The following is a 13,961-nucleotide window of genomic DNA, read 5'->3' on the forward strand; positions in this document are numbered from 1 at the left end:
ATCAGCTGGTAGCCGGGTCGTCTTGGACAGCACGGGGTGCGGCGCGGTTGCCTTGACGCATGACTGACGTGGTGATCGTCGGAGCGGGTGTGGTCGGGCTGACCAGCGCGCTGCGACTGCAACAGGCCGGCGCGCGGGTCCTCGTGCTGACCGCGGACGATCCGGCGGACACGGTCTCGCGGGTGGCGGCCGCGGTCTGGTACCCGACCCACACCGACGGCAGCGCCCGCATGCTCGAACGGGCCCACCGGACCTTCGACGAGTACGCCGACCAGGCGGCGCGGGGCGTACCCGGGGTCGTCATGCGCCCCACCCGGATGCTGCTGCGGGCACCCGCGCCGGCCGACCCGTGGTGGGCGCCGGCCACCCGCGACTTCACCGCCGACCGGGACGTGCCGGCGCCGTACACGGGGCGGTGGCGGTTCACCGTGCCGGGCGTCGAGATGGGGCCGTACCTGGAATGGCTCGCCGAACGGCTGGTCGCCGGCGGCGGGCGGCTGGCGCGACGCCGGCTCGCCCGGCTCGCCGACGTCGCCGACCTCGCCCCGGTCGTGGTCAACGCGTCCGGGCTCGGGGCCCGCACCCTCGCCGCCGACCCGGCGGTGCACCCGGCGCGCGGCCGGATCGTGGTGGTCGCCAACCCCGGGCTGCACGTGTCGGTACGCGACGAGGACGACCCGGCCGGGATCACGTACGTCCACCCGCGCAGCCGGGACGTCGTGCTCGGCGGCACGTTCGAGCCGGACGCGTACGACACCGGCCCCGACGACGCGGCCAGCGCCGCGATCGTGGCCCGGTGCACCGCCCTGGTACCCGAACTCGCCGGGGCCCCGGTGCTCGCCCGGCTCGCCGGGCTACGGCCGGCCCGGCACGGCGGGCCGCGGGTGGAAGCCGACCCGGTGGGGCTGCCCGGCGGGGTCCGGCTCGTGCACAACTACGGGCACGGCGGGGCCGGGATGACGCTGGCCTGGGGCTGCGCCGACGAGGTGGTGTCGCTGGTCAGCGGGCCGGGCGCAGCAGCGTGAAGACCGCGCCGGTCGGGTCGACCAGCGTGCTCAGCCGCCCGGTCGGGGTGTCCCGGGGCGGTACGACGACGGCGGCGCCGAGATCGGCGGCGACGGTGACGGTGTCGTCGACGTCGACACAGCCGAAGTAGACCATCCAGCCGGCCGGGACCGTGGCGGCGAGCTCCGGCGGCAGGGTGAGCCGGCCGGCGACCGGCCGGCCGCCGGCGGTGAACAGCACGAAGCCGTCGTCGGGTGCCCCGTCGGGACGCACCGGCGACAGGCCGAGCGCGGCCCGGTAGAAGTCGTCGGCCGCCGCCGGGGCGGTGGTCATGTATTCGAACCAGGAGGGCCGGCCGGGGCCGGGTGGCGGCGGGGTGTGCCCGGTGGTCACGGCGAAGGTGGCGCCGGCCGGGTCGGCGGCCCGCAGCATCCCGGCCGGGTCCGTCCCGTACACCCGGCCACCGGCGGCGACGATGCCGGCCCGGGTGGCGGCCAGATCGGCGGTGCCGAACACCGTCGACCATCCGGAGTGGAAGGTGCGGGTGGGGCGTACGGTCGCCACGGTGGCCCCGTCGACGGTGGCGACAACGGTGTCACCGGAGCCGTCGACCGACCAGCCGAGCAGCCGGGCGTAGAACGCCGCCGCGGACGACACGGCGGTGGTGGAGAGGTCGACGGCGACCGGAAGAGTCCAGGAGTCGGGCACGGATCCTCCACACAGGTCGAAGGACGCCGGATCGGCGCCAGAAAACCTTATGGGACCCCGGTTGCCGCGTCGAGGGGTATCGTGCGCCGCATCAGGTCGTCGAGGCGCTGCGGCCGGCCGAGGTGGAAGCCCTGCCCCCGGTCGACGCCGAGCATCTTGAGCACCCCGACCAGTTCCGGCCGGTCGATGTGCTCGGCCACGGTGTACATGCCCAGCCCGTGGGCGGCCCGTACGACGGCGTCGACGAGGATCGGGTCGGGGCCGCCGTGGTCGGCATGCCGGACGAACTCACCGGCGATCTTCACGGTGGTGAACGGCAGGTGCTTGAGGTAGACGAAGGAACCGTATCCGGCACCGAAGTCGTCGAGGCTGAACCCGCAGCCGGCGGACGTGATCGTCGAGGCGAGCCGGCGGGCGTCGTGCAGGTTGGCGATCGCGGTCGTCTCGGTGATCTCCAGGCCGAGCCGGGTCGCCGGCACCCCGGCCGACCGCAGGGCGTGGACCACCCAGTCGCCGAACGACGGGTCCTCCAGCGAACGGCTGGAGATGTTGACGTCGAAGCGCAGGGCGGCGCCGGCGGCGGTGGCCCGGGCCAGGGCCCGGATCGCCGTCTCCACCACCCAGCGGTCCAGCTCGCAGACCATGTCGCCGCGTTCGAGGGCGGGCAGGAAGTCGGCGGGTTCGAGTTCGGGCAGGTGGCCGTCGCGGACCCGGACCAGCAGTTCGTAGCTGTGCACCCCGAGGTCGGACAGGTCGATGATCGGCTGGGCGTCGAGTTCGAGCCGGCCGGTGTCCAGGGCCCGGCGGACCCGGGAGACCACACCGACCCGCTGGGCGGCCTGCCGGTGCTGCTCCGGGGCGAACAGCCGGGCGCGGTTGCGGCCCTCGTCCTTGGCCTGGTAGAGCGCCAGGTCGGCGTGGGCGAGGAGCAGGTCGTGGTCGTCGCCGGGCTCGAACGGGGCGGCACCGATCGACAGGGTCACCCGCAGCGGCTCGCCGCGTACGGCGAACGGGGTCCGGGCGACCAGGTCGCACAGCCGGCCCGCCACCGCCATCGCCGCTGCCGGGTCGTATCCGTCGAGCAGGACGGCGAACTCGTCGCCGCCGAGCCGGCCGACGACGGCACCGGCCGGCAGGTGACTGGTCAGCAGCCGGGCCAGCAGCCGCATGACCTCGTCGCCGACGCCGTGCCCACGTAGGTCGTTGATGTCCTTGAAATTGTCGACGTCGATGAGCAGCAGGGTGCCGCCGGCCCGGCCCTGGGCGGCCGCGCCGCTGATCGCCGCGGTCAGCGCCCGCCGGTTCGGCAGCCCGGTCAGCGGGTCGTGGTCGGCGAGATAGGTCAGCTCGTCCTGCACCCGCTGGACCTCGGTGACGTCGTGCGCGGTGCCGAGGACCCGGGCCGGCGCCCCGCCGGCGTCGGTGAAGACCTCGCCGTAGCACTCGAACACGCGCAGCGTCCGCCCGTCGGCCAGGTACATGCGGTGCGTGTAGCTGAACGGCGCCGGACGCTCCAGCGCCGCCGCCAGGGTCGACTCGATCATCGCGACGTCGTCGGGGTAGAGCATCGCCCGGTAGGCGGGGTAGTCGAGGGTGGAACCGGCCGGCAGGCCGAACATCGACAGCAGGGTCGGTGACCAGATGACGTCATTGGTCGCCAGGTCCCACTCCCACGTGCCGACCTTCGACAGCTGTTCGATGTGCTTCAGCCGCCACTCGTAGTTGTCGGCCCGGGCCCGGTCGGCGCGGGCCGCGGTGACGTCGGCGACCTCGTAGAGCAGTTCGGGCCCGACGCCGTCGCGCGGCGGCAGTTGCCGGCAGGTCACCCGCAGGTAGTGGGGCTTGCCGTCGGGCACCGGGCAGGGCAGCTCCCGGGACGGGCCGTCGGGGGTCACCGTGGCCAGCGGCAGGGTACGCAGGTCGGTGCCGATCGCCTGGCCGAGCCGGACGGCCGCCTCGTTGCACCAGTCGACCGTGCCGTCGGTGGTCGTCAGGAGGGCGCTGCCCATCACCTGGAGCACCGCGTCCGGAACACCCGGCGGCAGTGCTGCTGGCACGGTGCCTCCCCTGGATCGGTGACGGGGTCGGGGCCGACGACCGGGGGCACGGTCGGGGGCCACGGAGTGACCGAGTGTACAACCGGCTCGGCAACCGGCCGGCGGGCGAACCGCCCCCGCCGGCCGGTCCCCGCCGGACCGGGCCGGCGCCACCGGCCACGCCGGCCGGCGGCGCCGGGTGGGTTACGGACGGCCCCGCTTGACCTCGAAGAACGTCGGCGTACGCAGCAGCGGCTCGACGGCGTCCCAGATCGCCAGCGCCTCGGCCTTGTCGGTCACCTCGCCCACGATCGGGCCGTGCACACCGCGCGTGACCCCGTCGACGGTCAGCACGGGGGAGCCGATGTCGGGGCCGGCGGCCTCCCACGCCGTGGTGTGCGAGCGCCGTACGGCCTCGTCCCACGACGCGTCGTCGAGCGCGCCCGCGGCGTCGGCGACACCGGCGGCCTCGGCGGCGGCGCGTACCGAGGCGTCGGTGAGCGGGTTCATCGACTCGAAGGTGTGGGTGCCGAGTGCGGTGTAGAAGCGGCCGGCGTCGTCGTTGCGGCCGGCGGCCTGCAACGCCTCGATCAGCCGCAGCGCCTTGGTGGAGGCGGCCATCATCTCGCGGAACTCGTCCGGCGGCGGTTCGTCATTGAGCAGGGCGAGGCTGAACGGCCGCCAGCGGACGGCCAGATCACGCTCGGGGGCGACGCTGAGCAGCCAGCGCGAGGTGCGCCACGTCCAGGGGCAGGCCGGGTCGAAGTGGAACGTCACATCCATGCCCGAAAGTCTAGATCCGGAACGGCGCCGGGGAGGGGTGTAGCCGTCGGCCGGGCGACAGGATAACGGTCCCCGGTCGGGTTCGCCTGCTGGCCGCAGGTTTGCCGGCGGGCCGGGTAGGGCAGTGAGCGGTCACGCCCATCGCGTCACCGCCGACGCGCCTCGACGCGCCGCGGCCCACGCGACGGGCCTGATCAGCTGGCCTGCCGGGACCGCACCCGGCGGGGCAGCCGCCGAGGGAGGGGCGGAATGGGCAGACGCGTAGAGCGGACCACCGGGGGACGTGCCGGCCCCCGACGACGTGGCCGCCGGATGGTGGCCGCCGCGGCGGCGCTGGGGGTGCTGCTGCCGCTGGCCGCGTGTGGCGGCGGCGACGGCGGTGTGCCGACCATAAACCTGTACTACCCACCGGAGCAGAACCTGCAGACGGTGATCGACAACTGCAACGAGCAGGCGCAGGGACGCTACCGGATCGAATACCGGGTGCTGCCCCGTGGCGCCGACGACCAGCGGGTCCAGATGGTGCGCCGGCTCGCCGCCGGGGACCGGGGGATGGACGTGCTGGGGCTGGACGTGACCTGGACCCAGGAGTTCGCCAGCGCCGACTGGATCCTGCCGTGGACCGGCGACGCGCGGGCCGAGGTCGAGCGGGGCACGCTCGCCGGGCCGCTGGAGTCGGCCCGCTACGAGGACGAGTTGTTCGCGGCGCCGAAGAACACCAACGTGCAGCTGCTGTGGTACCGCACCGACCTGGTCGAGCAGCCGCCGGAGACCTGGGACGACATGATCGCGGCGGCACAGCGGCTCAAGGAGCAGGGGCAGCCGTACCAGGTGCTCACCATGGGCGCCCAGTACGAGGGGCTGGTCGCCTTCTACAACACCCTGGTCGCCAGCGCCGGTGGGCAGATCCTCAACGAGGACGGCACCGAGGCGGTCTTCGACGAGGGCGCGGTGCGCGCCCTGGAGGTGCTCCAGCGGTTCGCGACCGCCGGGGTGACCAGCGCGTCGTTCACCAACGCGCTGGAGGACGACGTACGGCTGGCGTTCCAGTCCGGCAACGGCGCCTTCCAGCTCAACTGGCCGTTCGTCTACCCGGCGTTGCAGGAGGGGGCGCCGGAACTGGCGGACAAGGTCGGCTGGGCCCGCTACCCGGGCGTCGACGCCGGCCAGCCGAGCCGGGTCACGATCGGTGGCGTCAACCTGGCGGTCAGCCGCTACTCCGATCATCCGGACGAGGCGTTCGAGGCCGCGCTGTGCATCCGCAACGCCGAGAACCAGAAGTTCTCCGCGATCAACGACGGCGTGCCGCCGACGATCGAGAGCATCTACGCCGACCCGGAGATGACCGAGGCGTACCCGATGAAGGACGAGATCCTCGCCGAGCTGCGGGACGGCGCCACCCGGCCGTTGACGCCGGCGTACCAGAACGTGTCGACGGTGCTGTCCGTGACGCTGTCCCCGCCGTCGGCGATCCGGCCGCAGGAGACCGCGGACCAGCTGCGCCGGTCGGTGCAGGACGCGCTGGAATCCAAGGGGGTGCTGCCGGGATGAGCCACCGAGCCGAACCGACCACCGAAGGAGGGCTCGCCGACCGTAAGGCCGGCCGGCGGGTCAAGGCGCCGCTGAGCGAGGGCAAGAAGGCCGAGCGCCGGCTGGGGTGGCTGCTGTGCGCCCCGGCCGCGCTGGTGATGGTCGCCGTGACGGCGTACCCGATCTTCTACTCGGTCTGGCTGTCGTTGCAGCGGTTCGACCTGAAGTTTCCCGACCAGCGCGAGTTCATCGGGCTGGAGAACTACGTGACGGTGCTGACCAACGAGTTCTGGTGGACCGCGTTCGGGGTCACCATGCTCATCACGGTCGTCACGGTCGCGGTCGAGCTGGTGCTCGGCATGGGGCTGGCGATCATCATGCACCGTACGATCGTCGGCCGCGGCCTGGTGCGGACCTCGGCCCTGATCCCGTACGGGATCGTGACGGTCGTGGCCGCGTTCTCCTGGCGGTACGCGTGGACGCCGGACACCGGCTACCTGGCGAACCTGTTCAGTGACGGGGCGCCGCTGACCGAGCGGGCCAGCGCGCTGGGCATCATCATGCTGGCCGAGATCTGGAAGACCACGCCGTTCATGGCCCTGCTGCTGATGGCCGGGCTGGCGCTGGTCCCCGAGGACCTGCTCAAGGCGGCGTCGATGGACGGAGCCAGCGGGTGGCAGCGGTTCACCAAGGTGATGCTGCCGGTGATGAAGCCGGCGATCCTGGTCGCGCTGCTCTTCCGGACCCTGGACGCGTTCCGGGTCTTCGACAACATCTACGTGCTGACCGCCGGGGCCAACCAGACCTCGTCGGTGTCGATGCTCGCCTACAACAACCTGATGAAGGGGCTCAACCTCGGCATCGGCTCGACGATGTCGGTGCTGATCTTCCTGACCGTGGCGGTCATCGCCTTCATCTTCGTGAAGCTGTTCGGCACCGCTGCCCCGGGCAGCTCCGACGAGGGGAGGCGCTGATGGCCGCGCTGGACACCACCCCGGCCAAGAAGTGGCGGTGGGGCCTGCTGGACGCGGTCGTCGTGGTCTTCGCGCTGACGCCGGTGCTGTGGATCGCGTCGCTGTCGTTCAAGACGCCGGGCACCCTGACCGACGGCAACTTCATCCCGCGGGAATGGACGCTGGAGAACTACCGCACGATCTTCCAGACCGACCAGTTCATCCGGGCGCTGATCAACTCGATCGGCATCGCGATGATCTCGACGGTGATCGCGGTGGTGCTCGGCATGCTGGCCGCGTACGCCATCGCCCGGCTGGACTTCCCCGGCAAGGGGCTGCTGGTCGGGGTGTCGCTGCTGATCGCGATGTTCCCGCAGGTGTCGCTGGTGTCGCCGCTGTTCGACATCGAGCGCCGGCTCGGGCTGTTCGACACCTGGCCGGGCCTGATCCTGCCGTACATCACGTTCGCGCTGCCGCTGGCGATCTACACGCTGTCGGCGTTCTTCAAGCAGATCCCGTGGGACCTGGAGAAGGCGGCGAAGATGGACGGCGCCACCCAGGGGCAGGCGTTCCGGCGGGTGATCGCGCCGCTGGCCGCGCCGGGCGTGTTCACCACCGCGATCCTGGTCTTCATCTTCTGCTGGAACGACTTCCTGTTCGCGATCTCGCTGACCTCGACCGAGCGGTCCCGTACGGTCCCGGTCGCGCTGTCGTTCTTCACCGGCGAGTCGCAGTTCGAGGACCCGACCGGGGCGATCTCCGCGGCCGCCGTGGTGATCACCGTACCGATCATTCTGTTCGTGCTGTTCTTCCAGCGTCGCATCGTCTCGGGCCTGACGTCCGGCGCGGTCAAGGGGTGAGTTTTCGTGGCTGACATCGTGCTGGACCAGGTGAGCAAGAAGTATCCGGACGGGACGGTCGCGGTCCGCGACGTCGACCTGACGATCGCCGACGGCGAGTTCGTCATCCTGGTCGGCCCGTCCGGGTGCGGCAAGTCGACCACCCTGAACATGATCGCCGGACTGGAGGACATCAGCTCCGGGGAACTGCGCATCGGTGGCGAGCGGGTCAACGACAAGGCGCCCCGCGACCGGGACATCGCGATGGTGTTCCAGTCGTACGCGCTGTACCCGAACATGACCGTGCGGGAGAACATGGCGTTCCCGCTCAAGCTGGCCAAGCTCGACAAGGCGACCATCGACGAGAAGGTCACCGAGGCGGCCAAGGTGCTGGAGCTGACCGCGCTGCTCGACCGCAGGCCGGCGAACCTCTCCGGCGGCCAGCGCCAGCGGGTGGCGATGGGGCGGGCGATCGTCCGCAGCCCGAAGGCGTTCCTGATGGACGAGCCGCTGTCCAACCTCGACGCGAAACTGCGGGTGCAGATGCGGACCGTGGTGTCCCGGCTGCAGAAGCGGCTCGGCACCACCACGGTGTACGTCACCCACGACCAGACCGAGGCGATGACACTCGGTGACCGTGTGGTGATCATGCGGGCCGGCGCGGTGCAGCAGGTCGGTGAACCGCAGAACCTCTACGACCACCCGGCCAACCTGTTCGTCGCCGGGTTCATCGGCTCGCCGTCGATGAACTTCCTCATCGCGACCGCCGAGGACGGCAAGCTGCGGACCTCGCTCGGCGACCTGCCGATCGGCGACCGGGTACGCCGCCAGCTCGAGGGCGGCGACGCCGGCCGGGAACTGATCGTCGGCATCCGGCCCGAGCACTTCGAGGACGCGGCCCTGGTCGACGCCGCGCACCGGGACCGGGGGATGGAGTTCGAGGCACCGGTCGACCTGGTCGAGTCGATGGGGTCCGACAAGTACGTCTACCTCTCGGTCGAGGGTGAGCGGGCCAGTTCCGCCGAACTGGAGGAGCTGGCCGCCGACATCGGCGCCTCGGACCTGCCCGGGGGTGGCGGCTCCAACCTGGTGACCCGGTTGTCGGCCGAGTCCGACGTACGCGAGGGCGAGAACCGGCGGATCTGGCTCAACCTGGAGAAGATCCACCTGTTCGACCCGTCCGACGGGCGCAACCTGACGCTGCACGAGGGCCGGTCCGGCGGGGTGACCGCCGCCTGAGCGGTTCGTACGGGGCCACCGTGGGAACGCGGTGGCCCCGTACGTGTGCTTGCCGGGGGTTTGGTTGCCGACCGGACGGGTAGCGACCACCAGACACGGTGCCGGACGGTTGAGGGAGTGGTTTCGGGATGGACGGCCAGGTCAAGGTCGCGGTTATCTACTACAGCGCCACGGGGACCACGTTCCAGATGGCCCGGGCGGCGGTCGTCGCGGCCGAGAAGGCCGGTGCCGAGGCCCGGCTGCGCAAGGTGCGCGAGCTGGCACCCGAGGAGGCGATCCGGTCCAACGCCGGGTGGCACGCCCACCACCTGGAGACCCAGGACGTCGACGTCGCCGAACTCGACGACCTGGAGTGGGCCGACGTGGTCATCTTCGGCACCCCGACCCGGTACGGGGTGATGGCGGCCCAGCTCAAGCAGTTCATCGACGGCAGCGGTCCACTGTGGTCGAGGGGCGGGCTGGTGAACAAGGTCTTCGCCGGCTTCTGCTCGACCGCGACCGCGCACGGCGGGCAGGAGGCCACCCTGTTGTCGCTGTTCACCGTCGTCTACCACTGGGGCGGGATCGTGGTCACCCCCGGGTACGTCGAACCGAGCCAGTTCGTCGCCGGCAACCCGTACGGCGGTTCGCACACCAGCAACAACGGCGAGGTCCCGCCGGACGAGCAGGCGCTGGGCGCCACGGCGCTGACCGCGCGGCGGGCGGTGGAGATCGCCACCGCGCTCAAGCGCGGCATCGCCTGACGTTGCCGGCTGACGGTACCGAGGGGGCGGGCGGATGCCGCCCCGACGCCGGTGATCGTCTGCTGTCCAGCCCGTCGACACGCCGTACCGCGACCGGCGGAGCAGCAGACGATCACCACGACCAGCCCCGGATACACCCTTGCGCACCCCGAAGACCGCGACCGCTACGCGGCACGGAAGGATGAGGTCGGCGCACCGCATCCGCTGCCGGGCGGCACCCGGGCCGGGTGCGCCTCCGATCGCGCAAGATCCGCGTGATCAGGGGCCGGAGGCGGCGACGCGCCGACGACACGCGCGACGTACTCCCTGATCACGCGGATCTTGCGCACGCGCTCACGCGGATCTTGGGGTGGCCGGAACCGGTGGTCCGGGCGGGGGCTCTCGTACCCACCCGGACCACCGGCCTGACTTCCCGCTACCCGTCTTCCGGCGGACTATTCCTCCGTGGTCAGACCGTTGCCGGCGGCTGCGTCGCCCCGGCGGGGGCGAGCAGGTGGCCGACCAGGTCGGTGAGGACCGGCAGGCCGTCCGGGCTGAGCACCGACTCGGGATGGAACTGCACCCCGGCGAAGGCCGGGCCACGTACGGCGTGCACGCAGCCGTCGGCCGGATCGCGGGCGACGTCGACCGGCCCGTACGCCGAGGCGAGGGCATCGGAGCCGGCCACAGCGGTGAACGTCGAGTAGAAGCCGACGGTACGGGTGGCACCGAAGAGTTCGACCCGGCGCTGCAGGCCCTGGTAGGGGGCGTCGCGGCGGTGCAGGCGCAGCCCGAGCAGCCCGCACAGCACCTGGTGGCCGAGGCAGACGGCGAGCAGCGGCCGGCGCCGGTCCAGCAGGCCGGCGACCAGCCGCCGCACCGCGGCCATCTTCGGGTCGGCGGCGTCGGTCGGGTCGCCGGGACCCGGCCCGGCCACCACCAGGTCGAAGCCCTCCGCCGGCTCGGTGCCGGCGGCCTGCCGCCACGGCCGCACCTCGACGGACATCCCGAGGGCCCGCAACTGGTGGGACAGCATGCCGGTGAACGTGTCCTCGGCGTCGACGACGAGCACCCGCCGGCCGGCCAGCGCGGGCACCACCGACGTACCGTCGCGCTGCTCCAGCCAGAACCGGGCCAGCCGGTCGTTGCGGGCGGCGAGCGCGGCGCGTACCTCGGGGTGGTCGGCCAGGCGGGCGGTGCCGGTGCCCGCGGCGGGCCCGGCCGCGGCGGGCCGCAGGCCGAGCGCCGCCAGCACCCCGGCCGCCTTCGCGTACGTCTCGGCGACCTCGCCGGCCGCCGTCGAGTGCCGGACCAGGGTGGCGCCGACCGGCACCCTCAGCCGCCCGGTGGGGGAGATCTCGGCGGTACGGATCAGGATCGGCGCGTCCAGCGTCTGCCGGCCGGCGTCGTCGTGGCCGAGCAGGGCCAGCACCCCGGCGTAGTAGCCGCGACCGCGCCGCTCGTGCCGGGCGATGACCCGGCACGCGTTCTCCATCGGGCTGCCGGTGACCGTCGGGGCGAACATCGTCTCGCGCAGCACCTCGCGTACGTCGAGCGAGCCCCGTCCGGCCAGCAGGTATTCGGTGTGGGTGAGGTGCGACATCTCCTTCAGGTACGGCCCGACGACCTGCCCGCCGTGCTCGGCGACGGTCGCCATCATCTTCAGCTCCTCGTCGAGCACCATGTACAGCTCGTCGATCTCCTTGGGGTCGGCGAGGAAACGCAGCAGCGCGGCGTGGTCGGCCGGCCCGTCCGGATGCCGGAAGGTGCCGCTGATCGGGTTCATCATCGCCAGCCCGTCCTCGACGCTGACGTGCCGTTCCGGGGTGGCGCCGACCAGGGTGCGGTCGCCGGTGTGCACCAGGAACGTCCAGTACGCGCCGCGTTCGCCGGTCAGCAGCCGGCGCAGCGCGGCCAGGGCGGCGGTCAGCGGCGGGTCGAGCAGGTCGGCGTGGAAGGCGCGGTGGACGACGAAGTTGGCGCCCTCGCCGCGGCCGATCTCGTCGCGCAGCACCCGGTCGACGGTGCGCGCGTACGTCTCGTCGTCGACGTCGAAGCCGCCCGGCCCGGTGCGTACCGGCGTGTCGGGCAGCGCGGCCAGTGCCGCCTCCAGCGGACTGGTGCCGTAGCCGGTGACGGTCAGGCAGGTGAGCGGGGTGCCGTCGTCGACGCAGGCGAACCCGCGCTCGGCGATCTGCCGGTACGGCACGAGGGCCAGGGTGCGCGGCCCGGGTGCGCCGGCCGGCAGCGGGATGTCGGCGAGCCGGTCGACGGCGTGCGCCGGCCCGGTGAAGATCTCCAGTTCGTCACGGCCCTCGCGGCGGATCAGGGCGAACGGTCCGGGGTCGGCGCCACCGGCGATGGTGGCGAGCAGTTGGTGCAGCAGCGGCATGTCGTTCCTCGGCTGGCCGGGGGCCGTCCCGGGCGAGGCGTCCGCTGGGGGAAGGGTTGCCGGCGGCCGCCTCGGTGGGGCGGCCGCGTGGATGAACTACGCGCGGGTGCGGGCCGCCGGGTCGGCGGGCCACCAGAACTTGCCCGCCGGGTCGGCGGGCTGCCAGGAACTGCCCGCCGGATCGGCGGGCTGCCAGGAACTGGCGTGCGCGGGCATGCGGTAACCCTATGCGCCGTACGACCCCGGCGGAAGCGGTCCGCGCGAAGCTGGCGGGTACGGCCGTGCCCGGCCGGGTACCGTGACCGGCGATGAAGGTTCTCGCCCTCGACATGGGCACCTCGTCGGTGCGTGGCATGGTGCTGGACGCCGACGCGGTGCAGTTGCCCGGCGCGCTGGCCCGCCGCAAGGTGCGGGTGTCGATCGACCGCACCGGTGCCGGCACCCTGGACGGCGCCGGCTACCTCGCCTGCCTGGTGGAGTGCCTCGACGAGTTGCACGCCGCCGGCCACCTCGACGGGATCGAGTTGGTGGCGACCGCCGCCCAGTGGCACTCGATCGTGCCGTTGGACGCCGCCGGTGACCCGCTCGGGCCGGTGCTGACCTGGCTGGACACCCGGGCGACCCCGCCGGGTTCGGTGACCGGCCCGGCCGACGAGGCGGCGTTCCACGCGCGTACCGGCGCCTGGTGGCACCGCTTCTACTGGACCGTACGGGTGCCGTGGCTGCGCCGGCACACGTCGGCGCCGCCGGCCCGGTTCGTCGGCCTGGTCGAATACGTCTTCGGGGTGCTGCTCGACGGGGCGCCGATGTCGGTGTCGCAGGCGTCCGGCACCGGGCTGCTCGACCTGCGGGCCATGACCTGGGACTTCGAGGCGTGCGAGCTGGCCGGGGTACGGCCGGGCGAGTTGCCGGACCTGGCCCCGACCGGGTGGCGCGGCCGGCTGCGACCGGCGTACGCCGCCCGCTGGCCGGCCCTGGCGGCGGCGCGCTGGAAGGCGCCGATCGGCGACGGTGCGGCGTCCAACATCGGCTCGGGCTGCGTCGACGAGAACCGGGCGGCGGTGACGGTGGGCACCTCGGCCGCCGTACGGCTGATGCAGCCGGCGCCGGCCGGGGCGGAGTTGCCGCCGCTGCCGGCGACCCTGTGGCGTTACCGGGTCGACCACGAGCGGATCATCACCGGCACCGCGTACTCGTCGGGCGGCAACCTGTTCGACTGGGCCGAGCGTGAGCTGCGGCTGCCGGCGGGGCCGGCCCTGGACGAGGCGCTGGAGCGGGTGACGCCGGGCCGGTCCCTACCGGCCGACATGCGGTTCGCCGGTGACCGGCCGCCGGGAATGGCCGGGGCCGGCTCCGGGGCGCTGGGCGGGCTGGGCTTCGGCAGCACCGCGGTGGACATCCTGGCCGGCCTGATGGACGCGTTGTGCCGGCAGGTCGCGGACGACCTCGTCGACCTGGAGTCCACGGTGGACCGACGGGTGGAGGTGGTGCTCGGCGGCGGTGCCGTGGCGGCCTCCGCCTGGTGGCGGCGGGCGTTCGCGGCGGCGCTGGCCCCCCGCCCGGTGCGGCACGTCACCAACCCGGAGGTGGGTGGCACCGGGGCGGGGATCCTGGCGCTGGGCCGGTTCGGCGACATCGACGCGCATAGCGGCATCGGCCGGACGGAGGAGGGCGGCTCGGCGGTGTCGGCAGGACGTGATCGGCCACATTATCCTTCGTGAACGACCCGGATGTCGCGTCGTTGACAGCTTTGC

Annotated in this window: 11 protein-coding genes; 7 read left to right on the forward strand and 4 right to left on the reverse strand. The window is 72.8% G+C overall.

The features are described 5' to 3' along the window. Positions 1-59 precede the first annotated feature (59 nt). Positions 60-1,025 (forward strand): FAD-dependent oxidoreductase, encoded by a 966-nt coding sequence (locus QCD66_RS10740; RefSeq protein WP_375734098.1) that lies wholly within the window; start codon positions 60-62, stop codon positions 1,023-1,025. On the opposite strand, the gene QCD66_RS10745 is transcribed toward QCD66_RS10740, so the two are convergent. The 3 genes from QCD66_RS10745 to QCD66_RS10755 form a co-directional block, all read right to left on the reverse strand. Continuing rightward, the gene (locus tag QCD66_RS10745; protein ID WP_375734099.1) at positions 1,000-1,713 is read right to left on the reverse strand and encodes a VOC family protein; all 714 of its coding nucleotides are present in this window, start codon (positions 1,711-1,713) and stop codon (positions 1,000-1,002) included. The genes QCD66_RS10740 and QCD66_RS10745 overlap by 26 nt on opposite strands. Positions 1,714-1,760: 47 nt before the next feature. Continuing rightward, positions 1,761-3,770 (reverse strand): EAL domain-containing protein, encoded by a 2,010-nt coding sequence (locus QCD66_RS10750; protein WP_364220285.1) that lies wholly within the window; start codon positions 3,768-3,770, stop codon positions 1,761-1,763. 183 nt (positions 3,771-3,953) lie between these two features. Further along, positions 3,954-4,532 carry a DsbA family protein gene (locus tag QCD66_RS10755; RefSeq protein WP_364220282.1) on the reverse strand — a complete coding sequence of 193 codons (579 nt, stop codon included), beginning with the start codon at positions 4,530-4,532 and terminating at the stop codon, positions 3,954-3,956. Positions 4,533-4,781: 249 nt separating this feature from the next. On the opposite strand from QCD66_RS10755, the gene QCD66_RS10760 reads away from it, so the two are divergent. The 5 genes from QCD66_RS10760 to wrbA all read left to right on the forward strand — a co-directional run bounded on the left by QCD66_RS10760 (position 4,782) and on the right by wrbA (position 9,836). Further along, complete coding sequence (locus tag QCD66_RS10760) at positions 4,782-6,083, forward strand: ABC transporter substrate-binding protein (RefSeq protein ID WP_375734100.1); 1,302 nt, start codon at positions 4,782-4,784, stop codon at positions 6,081-6,083. Further along, complete coding sequence (locus QCD66_RS10765) at positions 6,080-7,036, forward strand: sugar ABC transporter permease (protein ID WP_364220279.1); 957 nt, start codon at positions 6,080-6,082, stop codon at positions 7,034-7,036. Before QCD66_RS10760 ends, QCD66_RS10765 begins: the two co-directional genes overlap by 4 nt. Then, a complete protein-coding gene (locus tag QCD66_RS10770) occupies positions 7,036-7,875 on the forward strand; it encodes a carbohydrate ABC transporter permease (protein ID WP_357541784.1) in 840 nt (279 codons plus the stop codon). Before QCD66_RS10765 ends, QCD66_RS10770 begins: the two co-directional genes overlap by 1 nt. Positions 7,876-7,881: 6 nt before the next feature. Then, positions 7,882-9,093, forward strand: a complete 1,212-nt coding sequence (locus tag QCD66_RS10775; RefSeq protein WP_375734101.1) for an ABC transporter ATP-binding protein — start codon at positions 7,882-7,884, stop codon at positions 9,091-9,093. A gap of 128 nt (positions 9,094-9,221) precedes the next feature. Beyond that, on the forward strand, positions 9,222-9,836 hold the full coding sequence (gene wrbA / locus QCD66_RS10780; protein ID WP_375734102.1) for an NAD(P)H:quinone oxidoreductase: 615 nt from the start codon (positions 9,222-9,224) through the stop codon (positions 9,834-9,836). 448 nt (positions 9,837-10,284) lie between these two features. Here the strand turns inward: wrbA and QCD66_RS10785 are convergent, their stop codons facing one another. Then, on the reverse strand, positions 10,285-12,207 hold the full coding sequence (locus QCD66_RS10785; protein ID WP_375734103.1) for an anthranilate synthase family protein: 1,923 nt from the start codon (positions 12,205-12,207) through the stop codon (positions 10,285-10,287). Positions 12,208-12,515: 308 nt separating this feature from the next. On the opposite strand from QCD66_RS10785, the gene QCD66_RS10790 reads away from it, so the two are divergent. After that, positions 12,516-13,928, forward strand: coding sequence for an FGGY family carbohydrate kinase (locus QCD66_RS10790; RefSeq protein WP_364220264.1), 1,413 nt, complete (start codon positions 12,516-12,518; stop codon positions 13,926-13,928). Positions 13,929-13,961: the final 33 nt, after the last annotated feature.

The sequence above is a fragment of the Polymorphospora sp. A560 genome, assembly GCF_045781765.1.
In the GTDB taxonomy this organism is placed as follows: domain Bacteria; phylum Actinomycetota; class Actinomycetes; order Mycobacteriales; family Micromonosporaceae; genus Polymorphospora; species Polymorphospora lycopeni.